Source organism: Nocardiopsis sp. NPDC055551 (assembly GCF_053619415.1).
Window position 1 is genome coordinate 17,097 of record NZ_JBSHJJ010000011.1, and the last position, 24,773, is coordinate 41,869.

A 24,773-nucleotide genomic window follows, 5' to 3' on the forward strand; every position below is an offset into this window, starting at 1 on the left:
AAGAATCCCGTGCGAAGGTCCGCCGTCACGATAGAACCCGCCACCCCGCCCGACAAGGGTCCGGGCCCGCACCACCGACCGAGGCCCGATTGTGCATCTGCCCATCACCGGACCTCGGATCCAGGGTGAATCGTCATTGAGCCCGAGGTCACACACCCTGCAACCTGGAGGGAAGCCCGAACGCACCCCATCTGGAGCCCTGCCCGCATGCTCGACCTCAAGCTCACCCACGCGCGTGTGCGCACCCTCGACGACACCCACCCCCGCGCCACCACCGTGGGCATCGTCGGCGGCCGTATCCTCGGCCTCGACGACGACGTCGCCGAGCTGCCCGCCCGCACCGAGGTCGACTGCCAAGGCGCCACGCTCGTCCCCGGTTTCTCCGACGCCCACAACCACATGGCCTGGTTCGGACAGTCCCTGGGCGAACTCCCCCTGGAGAACGCCGCGACCCTGGACGAGCTCTACGACGCCGTCGCCGCGAAGGCCCCTACCCTGGGCGAGGACGACTGGATCGTCGGCTCCGGCTACGACGACACCGTGCTCGGCGCCCACCCCGACCGCCACGCCCTGGACCGGGCCGCGCAGGGACGTCCCGTCTGGCTCAAACACCGCTCCGGCCACATGTGCACGGTCAACAGCGCCGTCCTGCGCCTGGCCGGTGCCGAGAACGCACCAGACCCCGAGGGCGGCGTCATCGTCCGCGACGCCCACGGCACCGCCACCGGACTACTCCAAGAACGTGCGCAGGAACTGGTCACCGCCCTGGTGATGCCCTACCCCGTCGACGAACTCGCCGACGCCCTGGGCCGGGCCTCCCGCGTCTACGCGGCCGAGGGCCTCACCCACGTCGTCGAAGCAGGCATCGGCCACGGACTCGTCGGCCGCTCCCCCGTGGAGGCCGCCGCCTACCAGCGCGCCCGCGACCTGGGGATCCTGCTGCCCCGTGTGGAGCTCATGGTCGCCGCCGACAACCTCCACCCCCTGGCCGCCCACCCCGACGACGCCGTCACCACCGGCATCGACCTGGGTCTGCGCACCGGCTTCGGTGACGACCGGTTGCGCCTGGGACCCATGAAGATCTGGCTGGACGGCTCCCTCATCGGCCGCACCGCCGCCGTCACCGAACCCCTGTGCGGACACGGTCACGGCGTCTACCAGAACCCGCCCGAACAGATGCACGACCTGGTCGTGGCCGCCCACCGCTCCGGCTGGCGGGTGGCCGCCCACGCCATCGGCGACGACGCCATCGATCTGGCCCTGGACGCCTTCGAGGAGGCGCAACGCCGCCACCCGCGCCCCGACGTACGTCACCGCGTCGAGCACGCCGGGATCGTACGCCCCGACCAGCTCCCCCGCATGGCCGCGCTGGGTGTGGTCCCCGTGCCCCAACCCCGCTTCCTGCACAGCGTCGGCGACGCCATGGCCACGTCCCTGGGCCCGGACCGGGTCCCCTGGCTCTACCGCCACCGCTCCTTCCTCGACCATGGCATCCGCGTCCCGGGCAGCTCCGACCGCCCCGTCGCCCCCGGCGCCCCGCTCCTGGGCATGGAATCGATGGTCGAACGCACCACCTCCGGGGGCGCCGTCCTGGCCCCCGACGAACGAGTCACCCCCGAACAGGCCCTGCGCGCCTACACCCTGGACGCCGCCTGGGCGAGCCACGACGAACACCGTCGTGGCAGCCTCGCCCCCGGCCGACTCGCCGACCTGGTCATGTTGGACCGCGACCCGGTCGAGACCGCCGACCAGGGCATCGGCTCGATCGACGTCCTCGCGACCCTGGTCGACGGCCGCCCCGTCCACGGCGCCGACATCCTCGGCCCGCCCGACCGTCACACCGCGAACCACGGCCACTGACGGTCGCACGATCCCGTACTTCGAACGACCGCGCCCCGTCCCGGGCGCGGACCTTCCGATTGGAGAGAATCCCACCCATGCGTGACCTCGATTCAGGGGCCGCCCAGGAACCGGAGCCGACCGGCTCGGCGGTGGTCAAGGAACGCGAAGCGGGCAAGATCGCCTTCGCCGCCTTCGTCGGCACCGCCCTGGAGTGGTACGACTACTTCCTCTTCGGCACCGCCGCCGCCCTGGTCTTCAACCGTCTGTACTTCACGACGTTGAACGCGACCGCGGCCACCCTGGCGGCCTTCGCCACCTTCGGTGTCGGCTTCGTCGCCCGCCCCCTGGGCGCCGTCCTGTTCGGCTGGATGGGCGACCGCATCGGCCGCAAACCCGCCCTACTGCTCACGGTCGTGGCCATCGGCACGGCCACCGGACTCATCGGCGTACTCCCCGACTACGCCTCCATCGGTATCGCCGCACCCCTGTTGTTGGCCCTGCTCCGGCTGATCCAGGGCGTCGCGGTGGGCGGCGAATGGGGCGGCGCGGTCACCATCGCCGTCGAACACGCCCCGCCCGAGAAGCGCGGACGCTACGCCGCCCTGCCGCAGATCGGCTCCCCCGTGGGCACCCTGCTCTCCTCCGGCGCCTTCGCCCTGGTCCTGATGATGCCGCCCGACCAGTTCGACTCCTGGGGCTGGCGCCTGCCCTTCCTGGCCGCCTTCCCCCTGCTGCTGGTCGCCGTCTACATCCGCCGCAAGGTGGAGGAGTCCCCCGTCTTCGAGGAGATGGAACAACAGCAGGAACGCTCCAAGGTTCCGGCCCTGGACGTGTTCCGCCAGGCCTGGGGCCGGCTGCTGATCGCCATCGCCTCGGCCATGCTCGGCGTGGGCGGCTTCTACGTGATGACCACCTTCGCGATCAGCTACGGCACCGACACGCTCGGGCTGCCGCGTCAGCTCATGGTCAACGCCACCCTGATCGCCGCCCTCGCCCAGATCGCCGTCATCCTCGTCTTCGGTCGCCTGGCCGAACGGATGGGCCCGGGCCGGGTGACCATGTGGGGCGGCCTGGCCACGGCCCTCATCGCCTTCCCGGTGTTCTGGCTGATCGACACACGCTCCCCCGTCCTGGTCGTGCTGGCCGTGGCCACCGGGGTGGCCGTGTTGTCCATCGCCTACGCGGTCTCCGGAGCCCTGCTCACCGAACTGTTCCCCGCCAGGCTGCGCTACAGCGGGGTGTCCCTGGCCTACAACCTCGCCGGAGCGCTCAGCGGCTTCCTGCCCTTCATCGCCACCGCGTTGCTGAACAACGCGGGCGGTGGTTCCTGGGTGGCGGCCCTGCTGCTGGCGGGCATCGCCCTGGTCACCGCGTTCGGTGGGTTGTACGGCGAACGGCTGCGGGTTCGCGACGAGGTCGTGGTGCGCTGACCCCGACCGCACACGCGTGGGCCCCGACCGGAAACGCTCCGGCCGGGGCCCACCCGCTCTCAGTTCGACGCCGCGGGGTCGTAGGTACCCGTGGAGGTCAGCCCACCCACGCCCAGGCGACGCACCACCTCGGTCAGCATCGCCGTCCCGGCCACCAGGTCCGCGTCCTCGGTGTACTCGCCCTCATTGTGGGAGACCCCCTCCACCGACGGCACGAAGAGCATCACCGTGGGCACCCGCGCCTTCATGTTGATCGAGTCGTGTCCGGCCACCGTCCTGACCTCGCGATGGCTCAACCCCAGACGACGCGCGCCGCCCCTGGCCAGCTCCACCCCCTCGGGCTGGTAGGGGTCGATCCCCCAGGCGTGGGACAACTCCAGTTCCACCGACACCGACGCCGTCTCCTCCACCGCCGCGACCCGCTCGCGCAGCAATCGGTCGGCCTCGGCCAGCACCCCCTCGTCCTCCGAGCGCAGGTCCAGCAGCAACTCGGCGCGCGAGGCCACCACCACCGGCGAGTTCGGATACACGTCCATGCTGCCCACGGCCGTGTGCAGCGCGCCGGGGAAACGGTCGGCCAACTCACGGGCGGCCACCACCAGCATCGAGGCGCCCAACAACGCGTCCCGACGGTCGCCCATCACGGCCGCGCCCGAGTGCGCCTGCTCCCCACGCACCACGATCCGATACTTACGAGCCGCCCAGCAGGCCGCCACCAGCCCGATCGTGGTCCCGGAGTCCTCCAACACCCTTCCCTGCTCGACGTGGATCTCGGCGCAGAACGCCGCCTCGGGGCCGTCGTCCTTGCCGAGGAGACCGGTGTCGGCCAGGGCCTCGGCCACCGACACCCCGGCCCGGTCCCGCACCGCCAACGCCGTCTCCAACGGCATCCTGCCGGTGTACACGGCACTGCCCATCATGGACGGGGCGAATCGGGAACCCTCCTCGTTGAACCAGTTGACCACCGCCAGGTTGTAGACCGGGTCCACTCCCTCGGCCGCGTCGTCACGGGCCGCACGGGCCACGGCGTGCACCGCGGCCAGGACACCGTAGGCCCCATCGAAGCGCCCCGCCGTGGGCTGGGAGTCCATGTGGGAGCCGACCACCACGTAGGGCGCGCCCGGAACCCGTTCCACCAACCCGAACTGGTTGCCCACACGATCGTGGACCACCCGCATCCCGTGTCCGGTCAGCAGCTCCGACAGCCACCGGCGCTGGGCGATGTCGGGTTCGGTGGCCGCCTGCCGGTCCACCCCGCCCGAAGGGGTGGCCCCAAAGGCGCTCATGGCCTCGAAATCCGCCAGAAAACGGGTGTCGTCGCTGTTCAAGGGGTGAACCTCCCGGGTGAGACGTGATGCGCCCCGAACTCGTGCACGGGGCTCCGTCCATCCTGGGCACACCCGCCGGTCCCGCTCAATCGTCATCCACCCACGTTTTCCCAGCGGTGCTGTGCACATGACCATCCATAACGTGGCAGCATCGTCTTCGCACGTCGGACAGGAGGAGACACCGTGACACAGGCACCGGGACCACGTTCCTGGCCCGGCACACTCGAACTCCTGGCCCGGGACCGTGATCGACTGGTGGAGGACTTCCTCCAACGTCTGCGCTCCCTGGGCCACTACGACGACGAACTCATACCCGCCGACGACCTGCGCCAGACCGCCAGGGACACCTTCGACCTGCTCACCCGGCGAATCTCCGGCCTCCCGGTCTCCGCCCACCTGGGCGACCTGGCGACACGTCTGGGCGTGCGCAGGGCCCGCCAGGGCGTGGCCCGTGACGACCTCCTGGAAGCGGTGCGTCTGGACTTTCGGGTGCTGTGGGCCGGGTTGGTGCGCGCCGGCGGCGTCGACTCCGCGCCCACCCTGGTCCTGCACGTGGAGGAGATCCTGGAGACGGTCGAACAGTTCATCAGCGACGTGCAGGCCGCGTTCCTGGAGGAGCGCGCCGTCCTGGAACGCGACTCCCGCGCGGCGGCGGCCCAGGCCTTCGCCCGACTGTTGAGCGCCGGAGAGCGCACCCCCGAGGTGGCCGAGGAGGTCGCCTCGGTATTGGGGCTGCCTCTGCACGGTGTTCTCGAAGTGACCTTCGTGGCCATTCCACCCGAAGGCGATCGCCCCGTCGACACCCGCGCACTCTCCCGCGCCGGTTGCCTGACATGGGAGTTCAACGACGGCGTGGCCTTGGTGCGTGACCCGGGACGCACGCGCCCGCCCGCACTGGCGGAGAAACCGGCCGGCGCCCGCGTCCGCGACACCCGGGGCCTGGCGGAGGTGCCCTCGGCCATCGAGGCCGCCCGCGTCCTGGCGCGCTACGCCCGCCCCGGGGAGGCCCCGGTGGGTCCCGAGGACGTGTGGCCCGCTCTGGCACGCGACCGGGTGGAGGCCCTGGTTCCGGGCTTCGGCCGACGTGCGGTGGAACGCCTGGAGGCGTTGGAACCCGAGGTGCGCGCCCGGTTGTTGGAAACGCTTTCCCACTACACGGGCACCGGATCGGTCAAGGCCACGGCCGCGGCCCTGTACTGCCACCGCAACACGGTCGTCAACCGGCTCCAGCACTTCCGCGAGGTGAGCGGCCTGGACCCGACCGTCCCGGCCCAGGCCGCCCTGGCCCTCGTGCTGTTCGCCGACCGAGCCCCCGCCCGGCAGGGGCGGGCGGGCGGCTAGTTCTTACGGGCGATACCGCCGTACTCGGCGACCGGGCGGCTGTCCCCCACCTCGGTGGGGTCCGGGCGCCACAGGGAGCAGGACACCACGCCCGGCTCCAACAGCTCCAGACCGTCGAAGAGCGACTCGATGCCCGCCGCCGTCCGGATGGTCAGCTTGGGGGTGCCCCGCTCGTTCCAGGCCTCGGCCACCTGGTGGGCCCTCTCCTGGTCTATGTCATCGGTGGGGTGGGAGACGACCAGGAAGCTGCCGGGCGCCAGGGCCTCGATCAGCCGGTCCAGGATGGAACGTACCTCGGCGTCGTCACCGATGAAGTTGACCACGCCCAGCAGCATCAGGGCCACCGGACGCGACAGGTCCAGGGTCCGCGACGCCGCTTCGAGGATCGCCTCGGGGTCGCGCAGGTCGGCGTCGACGTAGTCGGTGACCCCCTGCTCGGAACCGACCAGCAGGGCGCGGGCGTGCGCGAGCACCAGCGGATCGTTGTCCGCGTACACCACCCGCGCGTCGGGGGCCACTGCCTGGGCCACCTCGTGGGTGTTGTTGTGGGTGGGCAGTCCGGTGCCGATGTCCAGGAACTGCCGGATCCCCTCTTCCCGGACCAGGTGGGTGACGGTGCGCACCAGGAAGGCACGGTCGGCGATGGCGTTGTCGACGATCTCGGGGAAGAAGGAGCGGATCTGCTCGCCCATCTCCTGATCGACCGGGTAGTTGTCCTTGCCGCCCAGCCAGTAGTTCCAGATACGGGCGTTGTGCGGGATGGAGCTGTCGATCTTCGCTTCGGGGATCTCGGGGGGCACGGTCCTGCTCTTTCCACTACGGGTCCCGGCGGACGCCGGACGGGGTACGGCACCAGTAAACGGATCTCCCACCTGTCGCACAAGTACCAAAACCCCTTCTACGCCGGGAAATCGGATGTTTCAGGCAAGTCGTGACAATTGGTGGTCGATCGCTGCCACGGCCTCCTCCGAGGACACACAACCGGTGAGCAGATCCGATCCCAGCCCATTGACCACCGCCATCAGCAGACGCGTCTCCAACCGCACCTCCAGATCGGGGCGCAGACGCCCCTCGACCACCGCCGACCGCACCCGGTCGCCCAGCACCTCCATCAGCGCCTCGTCCCCCCGGCGAAGGTCCCCGACCAGTTCGGGATCGCGCAACGCCCGAAAGAACACCGCGATGCCCACCAGCGCACCCGCCCGCCCCTCCTCGTCCAGGGGCAACAGCGCCAGCAGGATGGCGCGCAGCACCCGCACCGAGTCACCGGACACGCCCTCCAGCCTGGACCGCACCACCCCGTCCACCCGAGCGCGCAGGGCCACCGCGGCACGGCGCACCAGCTCGTCCTTGCTCTCGAAGTAGTACTGCACGCGCCCCAAGGAGACCCCCGCCTCCATGGCGACCTCGCGCATGGTCACCGCCTCCAGACCCCGTCGGGCCGCGATGCGCCACAGGGCCCCCACGATCTCCTCCCGACGCAGTCCGTGATCGACCTTCCGTGGCACCATGCCCGCCTTTCGAGTACCGTTTAAATACAAATGTATTTGAACGGGGGACCATGAACGCCATCGGCCGCTACCCCACACCCGCCCACAAGGCCCGCTTCGACTCCGTCTACGACGCCGGCATGGCCACCCTGCCCCCACCACAGGAGACCCACGACGTCCCCACCACCTACGGCACCGTCCGTGTCTACCGATTCGGCACCGAGCCGGGCGAACCCCTCGTACTCCTCCACGGCCGCTGCGGCACCACCGTCATGTGGGAACCCAACATCACCGAACTCATCCGCCACCGCACCGTCTACTCCGTGGACCTGCTCGGCGAGGCGGGCCGCAGCGAACAGACCGCCCCCATCACCGACTCGGCCGACCAGGCCTCCTGGCTGGCCCAGACCCTCACCCACCTGGACCTGGCGCCCGCTCACGTGGTCGGCGCCTCCTTCGGCGGCCGACTCGCCACCGACCTGGCCACACGCCACCCGGACAAGGTCACCACGCTCTGTCTGCTCGACCCGGTCCAGACCTTCGCCCGCCTCTCCGTGGGCCTGGTGGGGCGCACGGTTCTGCTCTTCCTTCCCGGCATCGGACCGCGCTACCAGCCCCGCTTCCACGACTGGATCCACCAGGGAGAAGAGGTACCCGAGGGCCACCCCGCCCTGCGCACCATCATGGCCGCCCAAAGCGAGTTCACCCTGACGCTGCCCTACCCCGACTACCCCACCGACGAGCAGATCCGCGGCCTCGACATGCCCGTTCTGGTCGCCATCGCCGGACGCAGCGTCATGCACCACCCGAAGCGCGCCCACCGACGCGCCCTCGACCTCCTACCGAACGCCCGGGTCGAACTGTGGCCGGACGCCCTCCACGGCCTCGCCGCACAGGACCCCGAACGTGCCGACCGCGCCATCCTGGAGTTCGTCGCGGGCACGGAAAACCGCTCGTGACCGCACCGGGCCGAACGATAGGTTCGGTGGCGCCACGACCCACCGAACCTGGAGGCCCGGGTGAAGCACTCCGACGAGGAGCACGCTCGCATCGCCGCACAGGGCACCGTGCTGCGCTGTCAGGTCGGCTCCCGCGTCCACGGCCTCGACCTGCCCGGCTCCGCCGACCGCGACGAGATGGGCATCTGCCTCGAACCGCCCGAGTACGTCATCGGCCTGCGCTCCTTCGACCAGTACATCTACCGCAGCGTCGCCGAAGACACCCGCTCCGGCCACGACGACCTGGACCTGACCGTCTACTCCCTGCGCAAGTGGACGCGTCTGGCCTTGGACGGCAACCCCACCGTGCTGCTGCCGCTGTTCGTCCCCGAGTCCGAGATCGTCACCGTCACCGACGTCGGCCACGACCTGCGCTCCAACGCCCACCGGTTCGTCTCCCGCAGGGCGGGAGAGCGCTTTCTCGGTTACCTGCGCGCCCAACGCGACCGGATGGAGGGGGTTCGCGGCGGCAAGCACACCAACCGCCCCGAACTCGTCGAACGGCACGGCTTCGACACCAAGTACGCCTACCACATGGTCCGGCTCGGCCTTCAGGGCGTGGAACTCCTCTCCACCGGCCACATCACCCTGCCCACCCCCGAACCCGACCGCTCCTGGCTGCTCGCCCTGCGTCGCGGTGAGCACACCCGAGCCCAAGCCCTGGAACGCACCGGCGACCTGGAGGACCGGCTCACCGACCTGTGCCGCTCCTCGTCCCTGCCCGAGTCACCCGACGCCCGATGGGCCGACCGGTGGCTCTCCGACACCTACCGACACCATTGGGACCAGGGACACGCTGGTCGGGGCCGCACCCCGAGTGGCCCCGCCGCGACGGCGAGATAGGGTGAATCACCGAAGAGATACATGCCGCGTCCGGAACTCCGGACGGCCCGGCGTGCCGGTGCCGGGGACACGGCCCCCGGCACCCGGAGGACGACAAGTGAAGGAAACACCATGGTCGGAACCATCGGATTCGTGCTCATGATCATCAGCCTGTCGATGATGATCATCTCCGGTCTCCTCGCGGCCGTCGTGAAGACCCGATAGCACCGCGTCGGCGGGTGCGCCTCGATCGCACCCGCCGCCTCGCGCGCTAGCTCGGATTCTCCACCTTCTCCAGGGTCAGCCGCGCCATCTCCCGGCCGTCCGCGTCGGTGATCACCACCTCGTCGCCGACGATCTCGTAGAGGGTCTGCCCGGACTCGGCCACATAGCCCTCCTCGGTCCGTTCCGCGGGCACGACCATCGCCTCGCCCTCACCATCGAGGAACTCTCCGAAGTAGAACAGCTCTCCCACGCTGTTCGAGCACAGCATGATCCGGTGGCGTACGGTCTCGTACGCCGACTCCAACGCGCCCGGCCCCTCCCCCGGTACCAATTCCGAGACCCGGTCGGGGCAGAACTCCTCGACGGCGGGCTCCCCCGGCACCCCGTCCGTGGCGTCTCCGGCCAGGTTCGGCGGCACCCACACCAGGATCAGCACCACCGCACCGACCACCACCAGTGCCAGAGCACGCACCGTCCCTTGCGGCCACCGCGGCAGACCCCGCTTCGACCGTCGACGGTGGGATTCGGCCCCCGGCCCTGCTTCGGTGTCGCCCTCGTCCGTTCTCGTGGTCTCCCCACCCGAGCGGGATCCCGCCGGGACGAACATCGAACCCGATTCCGCGCGTCGCGGCGGTCGCCTCACCCGGAGCGGTGGCGCCTCCTGGGGTGAGAAGGCCGTGCTCTCGGTCGGGGCCAACAGGTCACCCTCGTCGGAGTCCTCACGCGTACCCACGGCGCGCACCGTGTCGCACACCATGCAGGTGTGCTTGGACGGTTCATTGCGGGCGGCGCACATGCCACACCGCCAGAGCCCCACTGCCATGCGTACGCGCCCCTCCGCCACGTGGCGGCCCGACCGTCGTCTCGGCCGCCGGATCAGAGAACATGCAACACCCATGGATACGTGCGCACAAGGGGAGGGCCGCGCGATCCACACTTCACACCCGTATCGGACCACGAGGTCGGTCCGGGGCATCCGTCCACTACGCCCCGAACCGACCCCTTCGCGCGAGAACCGCGCGGGAACAGCCTACGGAACCCGATACGAGGATGAACTCGGACTCCCGAATCCGCACCTTTATGACGTAGATTGTCCGATTCGCTCCAGTTCTCACGCTGGTAGGTTGACGCCGACTCCTCGACCACGAAAGTAGGCCATGTCCTCCTCGGCCGACGCCCCTGGATCCCCCGACGAACCATCCACGGGCAACGCCGCCACTCGCCCCATCCCCGCCCTGATCAGGGACATCTCCGCCAAGACGTTCCCGCTGTACCTGTCGATGGTCGCCGGTGTCGTGGGCACCCTGGTCACCGCCGCCGTCCTGGGCCACGCCGGCACCGCGTCCCTGGCGGCCTACGCGATGACCGTCGCCGTGTTCAACCCGGCCGTCATGATCGTCCAGGGCGCACTACGCGGCTCCATGCCCTTCGTCGCCCAGAGCGGCGACGATCCCGGCGAGCTCGAATCCACCTTCCGCGACGCGATGTGGCTGGCCCTGTGCGCCGGCGCCCTGGGCGGCCTGGCGGTGACCGCCGTCCCCGCCCTGTCCACTCTCATCGGCGTACCCGAGGCGACCCTCGCCGCCTTCGGCCCCTTCCCCTACCTGATGGCCCTCACCCTGGTGGTCGTCTCGTTCCAGGCCTCGGCCACCACGCTGCTGATCGCCCTGGGCCGCTCCAAGGAGGCCCTGTGGGTGGGCCTGGTCGGCACCGGATCCTCGGTCGTGCTCATCCCGGCACTGGTCCTGGGACCGGGGCCGCTGCCCGCCCTGGGCATGACGGGCGCGGGCGTGGCCATGTTCGTCAACGCCACCGCGGCACTGTCCACCGCCCACCTGTTGTTGCGCCGCCGCACCGCCTTGAACGGGCGCCGCGTCGGCCTGGGCCGGCCCGTTTGGAGCACCGTGTGGCGCATGGCCCGGGTCGGGTTGCCCATGGGCTCCACCATGCTCATCAAGTTCGGTGTGCTGGGCGTACTGGCGATGGCCGCGGCGACCGCCGGCGTGGCCGACGCCGCCGCCCACCAGATCATGGTCACCCTGGCCACGTTCGTGTTCCTGCCGGCCACGGCCGTTGGCCAGGCGACCGTGCCGTTCATGGCCCGGGCCGCCGCCGACACCGACCGACACGGCTACCGAGAGGTGCGCCGTTCCCTGTTGGCCGGGGTCTGTCTGGCCCTGCCGGTGGTGGCGGCCAGTGTGCTGCTGGTCTTCCTGGTGGCCCACCCGCTACTGGGTGTGTTCACCCCGGACCCTCGGGTGCGGGCGTTGGTGATCGCCCTGCTGCCGGTGTTGTTCGTCGTGGTGGTGGCCGACGGGACGCAGGTCCTGCCCGGCATGGGCCTGCTCGCCATCAAGCGCACCACCCCGACGCTGTACACGTTCGCGGTCTGCTTCGGGGCGTTGGCCCTGGTCGCCTTCCCCGTCGCCGCCGCCGGCGGACTGGCGTGGCTCTGGGCCGCCTACGCGGTGGCTTCCCTAGGCCTTGTCCTGGGCCAGGCCGGCAACTTCCTCAGGTTCACCGTGACGCGTCCTTGACCACCGGACGGACTCGACCGGTTCGGCGGTCTTCCCACGGCCGGGCAGGAACGCGGCGATGACGAACGCGGTGAGCGCGGCCAAGGCGCCCAGACCCAGGATCAGGGTGAAGGCGTCGCGATCGGGGAAGACCTCTCCTGCCGCGCTCATGGTCACGGTGGCGATCACCACTCCGGCGACGGCGCTGGCCACGGAGGTGCCGATGGAACGCATCAGGGTGTTGAGGCTGTTGGCCGCCGCGGTCTCCGAACGAGGGACGGCCGCCATGACCAGGGCGGGCATCGCACCGTAGGCCAGGCCCACACCGGCTCCGATGACGGTCGAGGCGATCATGAGCTCCCAGATCCCCGACATGAAGACCATGCTCAGACCGTAGCCCAGCGCGACCAACAGGGCACCGGCCATCAGGGTCGTCTTCGGCCCCCTGGCTCGGGAGATGCGCGCCGAGACCGGCGACATGGCCATCATGACCAGGCCGTTGGGCGCCATCACCAGGCCCGCGATCAGGATCGTCCGTCCGAAACCGTATCCGGTGAGCTCGGGGAGCTGGATCACCTGGGGGATCACGAGGGACATCGCGAACATCGAGAAACCGAACACCACCGAGGCGGCGTTGGTCAGCAGCACCTGGCGTCGCACGCTGACCCGAAGGTCGACCAGCGGCCTCGGCGTGCGCAGCTCCCACCAGACCCAGATCGCCAGCACCACCGCCGCCACGACGAGCATGACGCCCGGGATCCCGCTCCCCCAACCCCAGTCGGACCCCTTGGAGACGGCGAGCAGCGATAGGAGCAGGACGATGGACAGCCCGAAGGAGCCGAGCAGGTCGAATCGGCCACCGGTACGGACTCCGGAGTCGGGGATCAGGGCGCGGACCAGAACCGCGACCACGACCGCCAGCGCCGCGGCGATCCAGAACATGACGTGCCAGTCCGCCTTCTGCACGACGAACGCGGCGGCGGGCAACCCCAGCGCGCCGCCCACGCCGAGCGAGGCGCTCATCAGCGCGGTCGCCCCGGCGAGCCGCTCGGCCGGAAGCACGTCGCGCATGATGCTGATGCCCAAGGGGATCACACCCGCGGCCAATCCCTGGAGCACCCGTCCGACCACCATGATCGGCAGGTTCGTGGCCAGGCCGCAGAGAACGGAACCGGCCGCCAGCACCGCGAGGCTGATCAACAGCATGCGGCGCTTGCCGTACATGTCTCCGAGTCGACCCACCGTCGGGGTGGCGATCGCGGCGGCGAGCAGCGTGGCGGTGATCGCCCAGGCGGTGTCCCCGGGGGTGGCTCCCAGGAGTTCGGGGAGCATCGGCACCAGGGGAATGACCAGGGTCTGCATGAGCGAGACGACGATGCCCCCGAAGGCCAGGACCGCGACGACCACTTGTGGCCGCGGGTATGAGGCCTTCTCGTTCTCCGCCGCCTCGGCGATAGCTTGGTCCATAGAGCAGATCCCCGTTTCCGAACACACGAAGACACCCGAACTTTAAGTCAGGTGCATGACTTAGTCTTACTGTAGAGGGGAGAAGGTCCCTCCCGAGCACGGAGTGAGCGGTGGGGAAGGGCACGTCGATACGGTGGATCCCATGAACGACAGGGTGACGAGATCGGATCGGGTCTCCGCGACGAAGGAGAGGATCCTCGTCGCAGCCGAGCGACTCATCGCCGAACACGGGCCCTCCGGTGTGTCCAACCGTCGGATCGGTCAGGCGGCGGGCCAGGGGAACAACACCGCCGTCACTTACCACTTCGGCTCCAAGGCCGCTCTGGTGCGCGCGATCGCGCGCAAGCACACCGAGGGGATCGAGGAGATCCGCCTTGGGATGGTGGCGAGCGTCGACGGCTCCACCGAGGTCAGGGACTGGGTCTCCTGCATGGTGGAACCCTTCGTCCAACACCTCGCCGACCTGGGCACGCCCTCCTGGTACGCGAGGTTCACAGTCCAGGTCATGAGCGACCTCTCCCTGCGCGAGATCGTGACTCGGGAGGCCCTCGACTGCTCCTCCCTCGTCCGAGTGGGGGAAGCGCTGCGCGCGTGCCTGCCCGACCTTCCCGACGAGGTCCGCGCCGAACGCCAGGACATGACGCGGCAACTCATGCTCTTGACGTTGGCACAGCGCGAGCGCGCCCTGAGTGAGGGTACGGACACGCGCCGAGACTCCTGGAACCGCGCCGCCGTCGGACTGACCGACGCCCTCACCGGCCTCTGGCTCGCGCCCGTCACCGATGTCCCGGAACCGGGCGAGCCGGAGGTCGTGCGTTCCACGCGCTCCTGAACACCTGTGCGGGCGCACAAGCCACGGATAAGGGCTTTCGCGCCCGCCACACGGACGCTAGTGTGCGAGCAGGCCCCGCCACGGGGCGTCACGGTGCGTAGCTCAGCAGTAGAGCGCCCGGCTCTAGCCCGGGAGGGCGCGGGGGCGGAACCCGCCGCACCGGCATGGAACACCGACCTCCCGTCCACGTCGGCCGGACCTACCCCGCGAGCCGACTCGCCAAGGCACTGAGCACCGCCGCCTCCCACGACGACCCGGACGTGCGCCGGGCCGCCGAGCGGCGTGCCGCGTCCTGGTTGCGTGTCCTGGGCGGCATGGGCGATGGCACCCTGGCCATCGGGTCGCGCACCCCGGTGCGGGACCTGCCCGCGTGGGTCACCCCCGAGGTCGTGCACGGTGGATTCGCCACCGGTGCGGCCGCCGCCGGTGGTCCGCTGCGCCCGCACGAACTCGAACTCATCGAACGGCACGGGCTCAGGGCCGACCGCGGCTCGCTCTACTCCCATCACCTGACCGAGACCGGGCTGGCCCACCTGGGCGCGCTGCTCGACAGCGGCGGCTATGAACTCGACCAGCCCGAACAGGCCGCCCTGCTCACCGTGGTGTGGCTGCTACGGGCCGGGGACACCGCCGCCGCCCTGCGGCTACTGAGCGCCCTGGACCCCTTCGCCGCGTCGCTGTGCCTGACCCCGCGCCCGGCCCCTGCCGTGGACCTGCCCAAGGGATCGGTCTTTCGCTGGTCGGTGGCGCAGGTGCGCACCGGGTTGGAGAGGGCCGCCCGTGAGCCCGCCCCTCGACCGACCACCCAGCGCGAGGCGCTGCGCGTGTGGAACCCCTTCGCCGACCGGGTCCTGGCGCACTGGTGGGAGACGGTCGAGGACGAAGTGGTCGACTCGCGCCGCACCGAGGGCTGGAAGGCGCACGGCGCCGAACTGCTGGCGGAGTACGAACGACTGGCCGCCGAGCACACCCTGTGTTCCAAACACCGTGATCCCAAGGAGAACCTGGGGATCCTGCTCGCCGCGCTGCGCGAGGCCCTTTCCGAGGAAGGGCTGAGCACACGCCGACGCGGCCTGCTCCGGCACGCGGTGGACTCCATGGTGGCCAAGCGGGGCGTGCCCGGTTCCGCCGAGCACACCGCCCTGCGCGCCGCCCAGGCCGTGCAGGCGGCGCCGCCCACCCACGACGTGTTCGCGACCATGTTGTCGGATCGGTTGTCCGCCTTCGCCGCCAACTCCGGGCTGGCCGACCCCGAGTCGGTGCTGACACCGGTCTCCCCCTTGGAGGAGGAAGAGTTCGACATCCCCGAGGCCACGGCGATCCCGGCGCCCCTGCGAGAGCGGGTGGAGCGGGCGGTCATCGCCCCCTTGGACACCCTGGTGGAACGCGGGCTGATCCCCTCCGCCGAGGTTCTGGCCTCGCTGGTGCCCACGTTGGCCGCCACCGCCGAGGCCGCCGCGATCGAGGACCCGACCCTGAACCGGCTGGTGGCCGTGCACCACCGCGCGTTCGCCGCGCGGCGTTCCCTGTTGCTGCTGAACCTGTCCTCGCAGGTGCGGCGAGAGGAACTGCCCTGGGTCCGGGAGGCGGCTCCCCACCACGCCACGGACGACCTGCGCCGGTCCGCGGCCCGAACCCTCATCACCCGTCTGGGCGAGACGACGTTGACCCGTTTCCCGGGGACCATCACGCCCAATCCATTGGTGCGCGAGCTCAACGGGCTGGCCGGCACCGCCGACTCACCGGTGCGGTTCGTGGAGGAGTTGGCCGCCGACATCTTCATGCGCGACTTCTCCGCCAAGTTCGTGCGGGCCGCCAAGGTGGCCGCCGACCTGCTGGGTGATGGCCTGTACGCCCGCTACTACGGGATCGACACCGCCCGCGTACTCGCCTTGGACGACGAACACGACCCGGCCGGTTTCGCCGCCCTGTGCGTCGAACGGGCCGGCGACCCCGACTGGTCGGTGCCCGGCAACGGCATGATCATCGAGCAGGCCCAGATCCTGACCACGCACAACCTGGCGGCCCTGACCCTGTCCGGCGCCCGCCCCGCCGACGGGTGGGCCGAGGCGGCGCGCCGGGCGCACCTGCACACGGTGCGGCTGGTCGAGACCCTGCCGAGGGTCTTCGACGTCTTGGCGCACGTGAAGAACGCCGCGTTCTCCTGGCGGCAGACGGTGTTCCTCTTGTCCCGTTGCTCGCCCGAGGAACAGCGGGCGAGCGTGGAGTGGATGCGGCACCTGTCCGAACGGCAGCCGTCCCACGTGCGCGACCGCCTGACCCCGGTGGTGGCCGGGCTGCGCGCGGCCGTGGCGGGACGACCCCCAGAATCGAACGGGGGGACGGTGTTCCTGGGGTGGACGATCCGGCCGCACTGGATGTCGGCGATCGCCCCGGAGACGCTACGCTCCCCCAAGGGCGCGGTTTGAACCGACAAAGCCGATGGGTGGCCGGATCCGGCCATCCACACGAGAGCGTGCACGTGCACCTGCACCGCCGGTGATAACACTGGAGTACGCAGTCGCCCACCTCGGACCGGGAGGTCGGCTCCGCCGTCGGCCACACGCCGTAGTTAGGGTGAGACGCATGTCGATATGGGCGCGGGGAGACCGCACCGGGAGAGTCGGTGAGGCTCTCCTGATGCTGGAGGGGCAGGGGATCATCGACGGTCTGGAGATCCTCCCCTCCGAGGACAAGCCCTACCGTGTCCGTGTTCCCGCCGGCATCGTGCACATGGACGAGGACGAGGCCTCCATGTTCGCCCTGGGTGCGGTCGTGGGCGCCTTCGGGGACGTGGCCCGCCAGCGCGCCTGACCCGACTCGACTCGCCCCCACGGACCCCTACCGGCGGCCCATGGTCCGCAGGATCGCGTCCAGCAGCAGGTCCCGCACCATGGTGCGGTGTTCGAGTTCGTGCGGGACCGTCAGCTCGTTGTTGAAGGTGGACAGGCACATGCCCACCGTCATCTCGGCCAGGGGCCCGGCCGGGCGCCCGTCCTTGGGCAGCTCCTCCACGAAACGGGCGACCTCGATGGCCTCGCGGACCGCCTCGATCCACGGTTCGACGCGCCCACGCCACCATGTCCGCTGAGGGCCGGGCTCCGCGCCCATCCCCGAGGCCGCCGCCAGCAGCGCGCCCGATTCCAGCCACAGCTCGATCCAGCCGTCGACCAGACGTCCCATGTAGCCGTCGATGGATTCCATGCGCCCGAACGTCAGGTCCACCTGGGAGACGAACGCGGTCAGGCGCACGTCCACCGCCGCCTGGAGCACCTGGTTCTTGTGGTTGTAGTAGCGGTAGACGGTGGAGCGGTCGATGTCGACGCCCTCGGTGATCTCCTTGTAGGTGACCTGGCTGAAGGGCTTGGTGCGCAGCAGTTCCACGAGGCTGTTCTGCAGCTGGAGCATGCGCTGCGCGGCGCGCAGGCTCCCGCTGGTCCCCGGACTCGAATCCTGCGGCGCCGTCATACCCGATCCGTCCGTCATGGGCTCCCACAGCCCTCGCGTAACTAACGGAGTCCAGCTTGCCCCAGATCGAAACGGATGCCAACACGGCGTTGGCCACCGGGACACCCCTGTGGAACGGGGTTCCGGTCAGGCACCGTCGGCTTTCGCGCGCGCGGCCCGGTGGGCGGTCAGGTAGTCGCGGTACCAGTGGAAGCTGTCCTTGGGGTGGCGCTCCAGCCGGTCGTAGTCGACCTGCACCAGTCCGAACCGGCGGTCGTATCCATAGGCCCATTCGAAGTTGTCCAGCAACGACCACACGAAGTACCCGCGCACGTCCACCCCGGCCTCGATGGCGCGGCCCAGCGCCGCCAGGTGGTCGCGCAGGTAGTCGACGCGGTCGGTGTCGCGCACATGGCCGGTGTCGTCGGGGGCGTCGGGTTCGGCCGATCCGTTCTCGGTGATGAGGATGGGCGGCAGGCCCGGGTAGCGGCGGTCCAGGTCGACGAGCAGGTCGGTGAAGCTCTCGGGCACCACCGGCCAGCCCATGGTGGTGTGTCGGACGCCCTCGTAGGGGACCTGTTCCACACCGATGTCGACGGCGGTGCGTCGGGTCGGGTCGGGTTCGACGTGCGGGGCGTCGCGCAGCATGATCGGTCGGTAGAAGTTGATCCCGAGGAAGTCCAGGGGCTGCCCGATGGTCTCCAGGTCGCCCTCGACGCGGTGGGCGCCCTCGGCGAGCGCGCCCCACACCTCCTTCTCGTTGTCGGGGTAGGCACCGGTGAAGATGGGGTCGAACCAGGTGCGGTTGTGCAGGGTCCGAGCCCGCTCCACCGCGGCGTGGTCGGCCGCGGAGTCGGTGGCGGGCACCAGGTGGTCGGGGTTGAGGGTGATGCCGACCTCCCCCGCGGCGGCGGCCCGCAGTTCACCGACGGCCATGCCGTGGGCCAGGAGCAGGTGGTGGGCCGCGGCCAGGGCGGGCGCGCCCTCCTTGGTGCCGGGGGCGTGGCGCCCGATGGCGTGCCCGACGAACGCCGAACAGAAGGGTTCGTTGAGGGTGATCCACCGGTTGACGCGGTCGCCGAGGCGTTCGGCGACGATCGCGGTGTACTCGGCGAAGCGGTGCGCGGTGTCGCGGACCCGCCAGCCTCCCTCGTCCTCCAGGGCCTGGGGAAGGTCCCAGTGGTAGAGCGTGAGCACGGGTTCGATGCCGGCGCCCAGGATCGTGTCGACCAGCCGGTCGTAGAAGGCGAGCCCCTCGGGGTTGGGGCGGCCGCTACCGGTGGGTTGCACGCGCGGCCAGGAGACCGAGAAGCGGTACAGGTCCACACCCAGTTCGGCGAGCAGGGCGACGTCCTCGCCATAGCGATGGTAGTGGTCGCAGGCCACGTCGCCGCTCTCACCTCGGGCGACGCGTCCGGGGGTGCGGCAGTAGGTGTCCCAGATCGAGGGACCTCGACCGCCTTCGTCGGCGGCGCCTTCGACCTGGTAGGCGGCGGTGGCGGTGCCGAAGAGGAGTTCTGCGGGAAGCACGGGGTCTGCCTGGGAGTACGGGCCGGCCATAGGGTTCACCCTCCTTTGGGAGCGCTCCCAATTGTGATCCACGCGACCCCGAAGATCAACCACCACCGCGCGTTCGATCGAACACGCAGGGTGACGACGAAAAGGCTACCGAGACGAGATCTACCGCGCCGAACCGGATCGGACCCGGCACCGTCACAACCTCCAGCGCGCCGCGTCCCCCGCACGCCGTAGAAAGGGCGAAGGCATGAGTTGGACCGACTACTCGCAGAACGTGCGCATCCGTGACCTACAGGAGAGTCTCGACAGCGCACACTCACAGATGGCCCGTGAGCGCAGCCGCATGCGCTCGGAGCTGGGACGGCTCAAGGGCGGCCTGGAACAACGACTGGATCGGGTCTCCGCCACCCTGGACGCCTTCATCGAACTCAGCGACCTGCGCGTCACCCTCACCATGTTCGACGGCGCCGCCATCGCCCGGCACCGCACCCTGCAGATGATCGACGGCTCCGTGCCGAGAAGCCTCGAACTCGACGACGTGCCCGGCTACTGGCTGGCCCCGGCGGCCCGAGGCCTGCACTGCCTGCTCGTCGGCGACCTCGCCCGGGCACGGGTCCGCTTCGACGAGGCCGCCGCGATCGACCCCGAGCGCGCCCGCAGCTTCAGCGCCCTGGCCGCCGCGCTCACCAGCGCCGAACACGCCCGCGCCCTCGGCGAGAACACGGCCGCCGACCTCCTCCCCCACCTCCCGGTACCGGGCACCCGGCTCACCCGCGGCCAGCGCGCCCTGTGGTTGCTGAGCGCCGACGGTTCCCTCGGCGAGGACGCCCGCGAACGACTACTGCTGTCCAGCCTGCGCCACTGGTCGGCCCAGGGAGTCCGAGCACCGAAGGTGGAGGCCTGGTTCGCCACCGCGCCCTCCGGCCGCGGGCCCCGATCCGAAAGCGGACTCGCCGCGCGTTCCGGTGCGGCCCGCCGCCTGTCCGAGGTGCGCGAACGTGTCACCCGCGTCACCACGCTCAGCGCGGAGGACAGCCCCACCGAGGTGCTCGCGCCGGATCAGGACAGCGCCGACTTCCTCCTGCAGACCCTGCGCCTGTTGGTGGAGGAGGGCAGCCCGGAGGAGGCACCCCTGCTCGCCGAGGCCAACCGACTGCGCGCGGTGATCGAGGGATCCGGCGAAGAGATCGTCCTGCCCTCCTGGGGCGAGAACGTCGAGGAGGTCGGCACCCTGCTCCAGCGCGACCTGGTCTCCGAGAAGGCGCCCCCGCACCGTCGGACCTTCGCCCTGGTGTTGCAACGCGGCGCCGTGCTGGAGGGGGCCGAGGAGCTGGCAGCCCGGGCCACCGAGTCCGCGCCCGACCGGACCAGCGTGACGCTGCGGGGCACCTCCGTCACCATCACCGCCTCCGGAGCGGACCGCGGACAGCTGGAGCAGGCCCGAAAGAAGGCCGAGGTCGCGGCCACCCCCGGCGGCGACTCCCGCAGCATGCTGTGGATCACGATGGCCACGGCCGGCGTGCTGCTGATCCTGTCCCTGCTGACGATGCACGGTTTCCTATGGTTCCTGACGCTGGTCGCTCTGGGTGGCATCGGGCTGGCCTACCGCTCCACCACCAAGGAACGGGAGAACACCGAGCAGGTCCGCTCCCATGAGCTGCGCCGGATCGACGAGCAGGTCGAGAAGGCGGTCCGTGAGTGGCGCGAGAACCAGGCCGAGGCCGAGCGGAACCAGGCCATGGCCGGCGAGGACCTCAAGGAGATCCGCCGCCTGCTCAACCCGTGAGTGCGTCCCCCGGGCCCTACAACCAGCCGTTGCGCCTGAAGATCAGGTACAGGACGAGACTGACCATGGCCATGGCGGCCAAGGTCAGCGGCCAGGTGAACAACCAGTGGAAGCCCGGCTGGGGGGCGATGTTCATCCCGTAGACCGAGGAGATGAGCGTGGGCACCACCAGGATGCCGCCCCAGGAGGAGACCTTCCTCATCACCTCGTTCTGGGCCTGGTCCACGAGACTGCTCTCCACCGCCATGATGTCCTGCAGGAGTTGACGGAAGCCGTCCACGCGTTCGCGGATCGCGGACACGTGGTCGGCGACGTCGCGCAGGTAGGTGATCAGTCCACCTTGCGTTTCCCCCTTCGATCGCTCCCAGCGCTCGGTGAGTTCGTCCAGGACCTCGCCGAGCGGGTCCACGGCCCGTTGCAGGATGATGACCTCGCGCATCAGGCGGTAGATACGCCGTGAGACACCCTTCTCCTCGCTGAAGACCTGGTTCTCCACCTCGTCCACGTCCTCCTGGAGTCCGGCGACCGCGGGCGCGTAGTCGTCGACCACGCGGTCCAGGACGGCGTAGACGATCCCGAGCGCGCCCCGCTCCCTCAGGTCCGCGTGTTCCGTCAGGCGGGCGCGGATCCGCTCCAGGTCCGGCCCGACCCCGTGGCGGAGGGTGACCACGAGGGAGGGGGCGCCGAAGACATGGAGTTCACCGACCTGCAATCTCTCTTGGTCCTCGTCGTAGACCGTCGGGCGCAGGGCCACGAACAGGGTGTCTCCATAGGTCTCGATCTTGGGCCGTTGGTGGGCCACGATCGCGTCCTCCACCGCCAGGTGGGGCAGGTCGAAGTGGTCGGCGACCTCCTCCACCTGCTCGCGGTTGGGTTCGCTCAGCGCGACCCAGGCCACGGTGGCGGGATCCGCGGCGATCGCCTCGTCGACCTCGGTGAAGCCGTCGACCTCACGCGTTGGCTCCCCCTCCCGGTACAGGAGGATCCGGCGTTCCCCGGACGGCGCGTCGACGGGCAGGACGGCGTCCTTCCTGCCCAGGGCCATGATGCGCTCGGGCGCGGATTCGGTCATGGGTCGGCCTCCTTCGGTTCTCCCCACGCCCGATCCTGGCCAAGGCGGGGACCTTCGGCCAGGAGGACACGCTCCGATCAGTCGCCGATCCCGGAAGCCCGGACGGTGATGTTGAGCCGTCCACGCAGGCCGAGCGCGGGATCGGCGGTGCCGGGACGCACCCGGGGCACCCCGTGGTAGGCCATCCGGGAGGGGCCACCGAAGACGAACAGGTCGCCGCTGCGCAGTTCGACGTCGGTGTAGGGCCGGTTGCGGCTCTCGGTGTTGCCGAAGCGGAACACACAGGTGTCGCCGAGGCTGGCCGACACCACGGGGGCGCGGGAGAGTTCGTCGCGGTCCTGGTGCATGCCCATGCGGGCGTCGGCGTCGTAGAAGTTGACCAGCGCGACGTCGTAGGGGTCGCCCTCGTGGGGCGCTCCATAGGCCTCCCCGACCGCGCTTCGCGCCAGGTCGCCCAGCAGGTCGGGGAAGGGCCGAACCGGGGTCCCATCGGGCAGGGAGCGGCTGTAGGAATACGGTTTCCAGTGCCATCCCAACGAGACCATCGCGACGCTCATCATCCCGCCGCGCGGCATGACGTGCCGTCGCATCCCGGCGGGTCCGCGCGACCACTCCCGGCAGCGTTCGAGCAGTTCGCGTTGGGAGTCCAGGGGGATCCTCCCGGGCAGGTGGACCGCTCCGGGCGCCACGTGCACCGGTGGGGAGCCGAACAGGGCGTCGTCCATGGACCCCATTGTGCCCCGTGCGGGCGTGCCTCGCACGGGGCTCGGCTTCAGCGTCGGACGAGGTCGCGGATGTTGACGATCAACAGCACCACGACGATGAGGCCGATGGGGACGGTGACGGCGATGCGCCAGTCGGCGACGAAGGCCATCACCACCCCCAGTAGGACCGCGGTGATCACGATCAGGGCGGCCACCCCGGTGAGGTACTGGACGAACCTGCGGCGGGCCACGGAGTCGATGGCGGCGAACAACAGCACGACGCCGAGCATCGCCCACAGGGTCATCTGACCGTCGAGCAGGAACAGGGTCAGCGCCAGCGAGATCAGCAGCAGCGGGGTACTCAGGGCCACCCACAGGTACAGGAAGCGGGTGGACTGCTGCTCCCCCGAGGCGTAGGGCATGTGCGGGGCCTTGAGGTGCCCGGTCGGCGTGGGCACCAGCGGGATGGCGCTTTCCAGGGCACGCAGGTGGGTGTCGCGTTCGTCCGCGGTCAGGACGCGCTTTTCGTAGACCTCCGCGAGTTCCTCCTCCAGGTCCTCGATCCGCTCCTGGTACTCGTGGGCGAGGGCTCGGGACTGGGCTTCTCGACGCAGGACCAGGCGCGCGGCCTCCAGCCGGCGCAGTTCGTCACGGCGACGAAGGATGTCGGCGTCGTGGGCACGCACGTTCCCCTCAAGGGTCCGCACATGGGCGCGTAGTTCGGCGCGGGCGGCGGACTCGGTGGGGGCGACCTTCTGCAGCCCCACCCAGGCCAGGGGGTCGGCCCAGGAGCGGCGGATGGTGCCGTCGCGTTCGTAGCGGGGCCCGCTGGGGGCTCGCTCGCCGTCGAAGAAGTCGCCGGTGTCGCGCCCCCACAGGCCGCGGAAGCCCTTGACCCAGGAGGTCTCGTCGTCGATGAGGACGGCGTTCCACTCCCGGTCCCCTCCGGGGCCCAGACGTTCGCCGTCACCACGGGCGTAGTCGACGAAGGGCACTCCGATGCCGTGCCGGTTGATGGCGCTGTCGGCTCGGAAGAGGCGGCTGGTGAATCGTCGCCAGAATCGGACCAGGCCGCGCAGGATCGCCGGGTCGACCTGGATGAGGTAGTCGCCGGGCAGCATCTGGTGGGAGTGGGAGCCGGCGCCGACGTAGACCATCGGATGGTCCCCGTCCCGGTGCAGGTCCGGGTCCTGCCAGGAACGGCGCAGATCGTCGCCGTGGTACTCGTGCGAGGAGGCGCCGACCCAGACCGGACGAGTGGTGCCGTCGGGGTTCTCCACGACGTAGATGGTGACGCGTTCCCAGTCGGCCTCGTGGTCGTTGACCCCGCCGTAGATGGTGCGCCAGTCGTTCATCGCGTAGAAGAACCAGTACTGGAGGATGGTGTAGCCGCCCTCGCGGGTGACGCGCCCGTAGTAGGTGGCGCCCCCGTTGTCGACCCGCTCACGGAAACGTGTGACGGCGGCGAAGGTGACTCCGCCGGGGACCGCGCCGCGGATGAGCAGGGACAGCTTCATCAGGATGTCGAGGACGCGGCCGAGCACGCCCACGGCGGCCAGACGGCCGCTCTTGGGGATGACCGAGCGCGCGATGCCCTTGAAGCGTCGGGCTTCCTCGCGCAGGGTCTCCTCTTGGACGAAGCGCAGGTGCTTGTGCCGGCGCGGCCATTCCTCCTCGGCCTGCGCGAGGCGATCGAGGGTGAGCTCTCCGACGGGGACAATGACGCTCTCGCGTCCGCCGGGTTCCTCGATCCAGAGGCTGCAGTTGCGGACGTAGGCGTCCACGTCGGTGGGGAAGAAGAGTTCGCCCTTGGTGCACACGAGAACCGGTTCGTGGGCACGCAGGAGTTCGAGGTCAGTTGTCTCGGCCATGATTCGCACCAAGTTAGTGCATTCGGCGCCGGGCGCGTGCTTCTCGGGAACGTGGGACGTGCCATGCCCCGGTAGGTTTCTTCG

The 24,773-nt window shown here is 70.2% G+C and carries 20 protein-coding genes; 10 read left to right on the forward strand and 10 right to left on the reverse strand.

Annotated elements, in window-relative coordinates; translation table 11 throughout:
* Positions 1-207 precede the first annotated feature (207 nt).
* Both ACWGSK_RS19830 and ACWGSK_RS19835 read left to right on the forward strand, forming a co-directional pair.
* The gene (locus ACWGSK_RS19830) at positions 208-1,860 is read left to right on the forward strand and encodes an amidohydrolase (RefSeq protein WP_452456405.1); all 1,653 of its coding nucleotides are present in this window, start codon (positions 208-210) and stop codon (positions 1,858-1,860) included.
* Positions 1,861-1,937: 77 nt separating this feature from the next.
* The gene (locus tag ACWGSK_RS19835; RefSeq protein WP_358505095.1) at positions 1,938-3,272 is read left to right on the forward strand and encodes an MFS transporter; all 1,335 of its coding nucleotides are present in this window, start codon (positions 1,938-1,940) and stop codon (positions 3,270-3,272) included.
* A 59-nt stretch (positions 3,273-3,331) separates the two neighbouring features.
* On the opposite strand, the gene ACWGSK_RS19840 is transcribed toward ACWGSK_RS19835, so the two are convergent.
* Entirely contained in the window at positions 3,332-4,600 is a 1,269-nt protein-coding gene (locus ACWGSK_RS19840; RefSeq protein WP_452456406.1) for a M20 family metallo-hydrolase, read from the reverse strand.
* 183 nt (positions 4,601-4,783) lie between these two features.
* Between ACWGSK_RS19840 and ACWGSK_RS19845 the strand changes: the two genes are divergently transcribed.
* Positions 4,784-5,941 carry a helix-turn-helix domain-containing protein gene (locus ACWGSK_RS19845; protein ID WP_452456407.1) on the forward strand — a complete coding sequence of 386 codons (1,158 nt, stop codon included), beginning with the start codon at positions 4,784-4,786 and terminating at the stop codon, positions 5,939-5,941.
* Here ACWGSK_RS19845 and ACWGSK_RS19850 read toward each other — a convergent pair.
* Both ACWGSK_RS19850 and ACWGSK_RS19855 read right to left on the reverse strand, forming a co-directional pair.
* On the reverse strand, positions 5,938-6,741 hold the full coding sequence (locus tag ACWGSK_RS19850; protein WP_358505104.1) for an SAM-dependent methyltransferase: 804 nt from the start codon (positions 6,739-6,741) through the stop codon (positions 5,938-5,940). The genes ACWGSK_RS19845 and ACWGSK_RS19850 overlap by 4 nt on opposite strands.
* A gap of 120 nt (positions 6,742-6,861) precedes the next feature.
* Entirely contained in the window at positions 6,862-7,452 is a 591-nt protein-coding gene (locus ACWGSK_RS19855) for a TetR/AcrR family transcriptional regulator (RefSeq protein ID WP_452456408.1), read from the reverse strand.
* Positions 7,453-7,502: 50 nt separating this feature from the next.
* On the opposite strand from ACWGSK_RS19855, the gene ACWGSK_RS19860 reads away from it, so the two are divergent.
* Both ACWGSK_RS19860 and ACWGSK_RS19865 read left to right on the forward strand, forming a co-directional pair.
* Entirely contained in the window at positions 7,503-8,390 is an 888-nt protein-coding gene (locus ACWGSK_RS19860) for an alpha/beta fold hydrolase (protein WP_452456409.1), read from the forward strand.
* 60 nt (positions 8,391-8,450) lie between these two features.
* Positions 8,451-9,272 (forward strand): nucleotidyltransferase domain-containing protein, encoded by an 822-nt coding sequence (locus ACWGSK_RS19865; protein ID WP_452456410.1) that lies wholly within the window; start codon positions 8,451-8,453, stop codon positions 9,270-9,272.
* A 250-nt stretch (positions 9,273-9,522) separates the two neighbouring features.
* Here the strand turns inward: ACWGSK_RS19865 and ACWGSK_RS19870 are convergent, their stop codons facing one another.
* Complete coding sequence (locus ACWGSK_RS19870) at positions 9,523-10,299, reverse strand: hypothetical protein (protein ID WP_358505116.1); 777 nt, start codon at positions 10,297-10,299, stop codon at positions 9,523-9,525.
* A gap of 334 nt (positions 10,300-10,633) precedes the next feature.
* Between ACWGSK_RS19870 and ACWGSK_RS19875 the strand changes: the two genes are divergently transcribed.
* A complete protein-coding gene (locus ACWGSK_RS19875) occupies positions 10,634-12,013 on the forward strand; it encodes an MATE family efflux transporter (RefSeq protein ID WP_358505119.1) in 1,380 nt (459 codons plus the stop codon).
* Here ACWGSK_RS19875 and ACWGSK_RS19880 read toward each other — a convergent pair.
* Entirely contained in the window at positions 11,954-13,459 is a 1,506-nt protein-coding gene (locus ACWGSK_RS19880; RefSeq protein WP_358505122.1) for an MFS transporter, read from the reverse strand. The two genes, ACWGSK_RS19875 and ACWGSK_RS19880, sit on opposite strands and share 60 nt — an antisense overlap.
* Before the next feature lie 142 nt (positions 13,460-13,601).
* Between ACWGSK_RS19880 and ACWGSK_RS19885 the strand changes: the two genes are divergently transcribed.
* The 3 genes from ACWGSK_RS19885 (at position 13,602) to ACWGSK_RS19895 (ending at position 17,105) form a co-directional block, all read left to right on the forward strand.
* Positions 13,602-14,291, forward strand: a complete 690-nt coding sequence (locus ACWGSK_RS19885; protein WP_358505125.1) for a TetR/AcrR family transcriptional regulator — start codon at positions 13,602-13,604, stop codon at positions 14,289-14,291.
* Positions 14,292-14,455: 164 nt separating this feature from the next.
* Positions 14,456-16,720, forward strand: coding sequence for a transcriptional regulator (locus tag ACWGSK_RS19890; RefSeq protein WP_358505129.1), 2,265 nt, complete (start codon positions 14,456-14,458; stop codon positions 16,718-16,720).
* 157 nt (positions 16,721-16,877) lie between these two features.
* The gene (locus ACWGSK_RS19895; RefSeq protein WP_067605165.1) at positions 16,878-17,105 is read left to right on the forward strand and encodes a hypothetical protein; all 228 of its coding nucleotides are present in this window, start codon (positions 16,878-16,880) and stop codon (positions 17,103-17,105) included.
* A 27-nt stretch (positions 17,106-17,132) separates the two neighbouring features.
* Here the strand turns inward: ACWGSK_RS19895 and ACWGSK_RS19900 are convergent, their stop codons facing one another.
* Both ACWGSK_RS19900 and ACWGSK_RS19905 read right to left on the reverse strand, forming a co-directional pair.
* Positions 17,133-17,699, reverse strand: a complete 567-nt coding sequence (locus ACWGSK_RS19900; RefSeq protein WP_358505420.1) for a TetR/AcrR family transcriptional regulator — start codon at positions 17,697-17,699, stop codon at positions 17,133-17,135.
* A gap of 186 nt (positions 17,700-17,885) precedes the next feature.
* Positions 17,886-19,298, reverse strand: coding sequence for a GH1 family beta-glucosidase (locus ACWGSK_RS19905; protein ID WP_452456411.1), 1,413 nt, complete (start codon positions 19,296-19,298; stop codon positions 17,886-17,888).
* A gap of 205 nt (positions 19,299-19,503) precedes the next feature.
* Between ACWGSK_RS19905 and ACWGSK_RS19910 the strand changes: the two genes are divergently transcribed.
* On the forward strand, positions 19,504-21,042 hold the full coding sequence (locus ACWGSK_RS19910; protein ID WP_452456412.1) for a hypothetical protein: 1,539 nt from the start codon (positions 19,504-19,506) through the stop codon (positions 21,040-21,042).
* A 16-nt stretch (positions 21,043-21,058) separates the two neighbouring features.
* Here the strand turns inward: ACWGSK_RS19910 and ACWGSK_RS19915 are convergent, their stop codons facing one another.
* The 3 genes from ACWGSK_RS19915 to ACWGSK_RS19925 all read right to left on the reverse strand — a co-directional run bounded on the left by ACWGSK_RS19915 (position 21,059) and on the right by ACWGSK_RS19925 (position 24,689).
* Complete coding sequence (locus ACWGSK_RS19915) at positions 21,059-22,114, reverse strand: magnesium and cobalt transport protein CorA (RefSeq protein ID WP_358505138.1); 1,056 nt, start codon at positions 22,112-22,114, stop codon at positions 21,059-21,061.
* Positions 22,115-22,191: 77 nt separating this feature from the next.
* The gene (locus tag ACWGSK_RS19920; protein ID WP_358505141.1) at positions 22,192-22,839 is read right to left on the reverse strand and encodes an alpha-ketoglutarate-dependent dioxygenase AlkB family protein; all 648 of its coding nucleotides are present in this window, start codon (positions 22,837-22,839) and stop codon (positions 22,192-22,194) included.
* Positions 22,840-22,886: 47 nt separating this feature from the next.
* Positions 22,887-24,689 (reverse strand): mediator of RNA polymerase II transcription subunit 21, encoded by a 1,803-nt coding sequence (locus tag ACWGSK_RS19925; protein ID WP_358505144.1) that lies wholly within the window; start codon positions 24,687-24,689, stop codon positions 22,887-22,889.
* Positions 24,690-24,773: the final 84 nt, after the last annotated feature.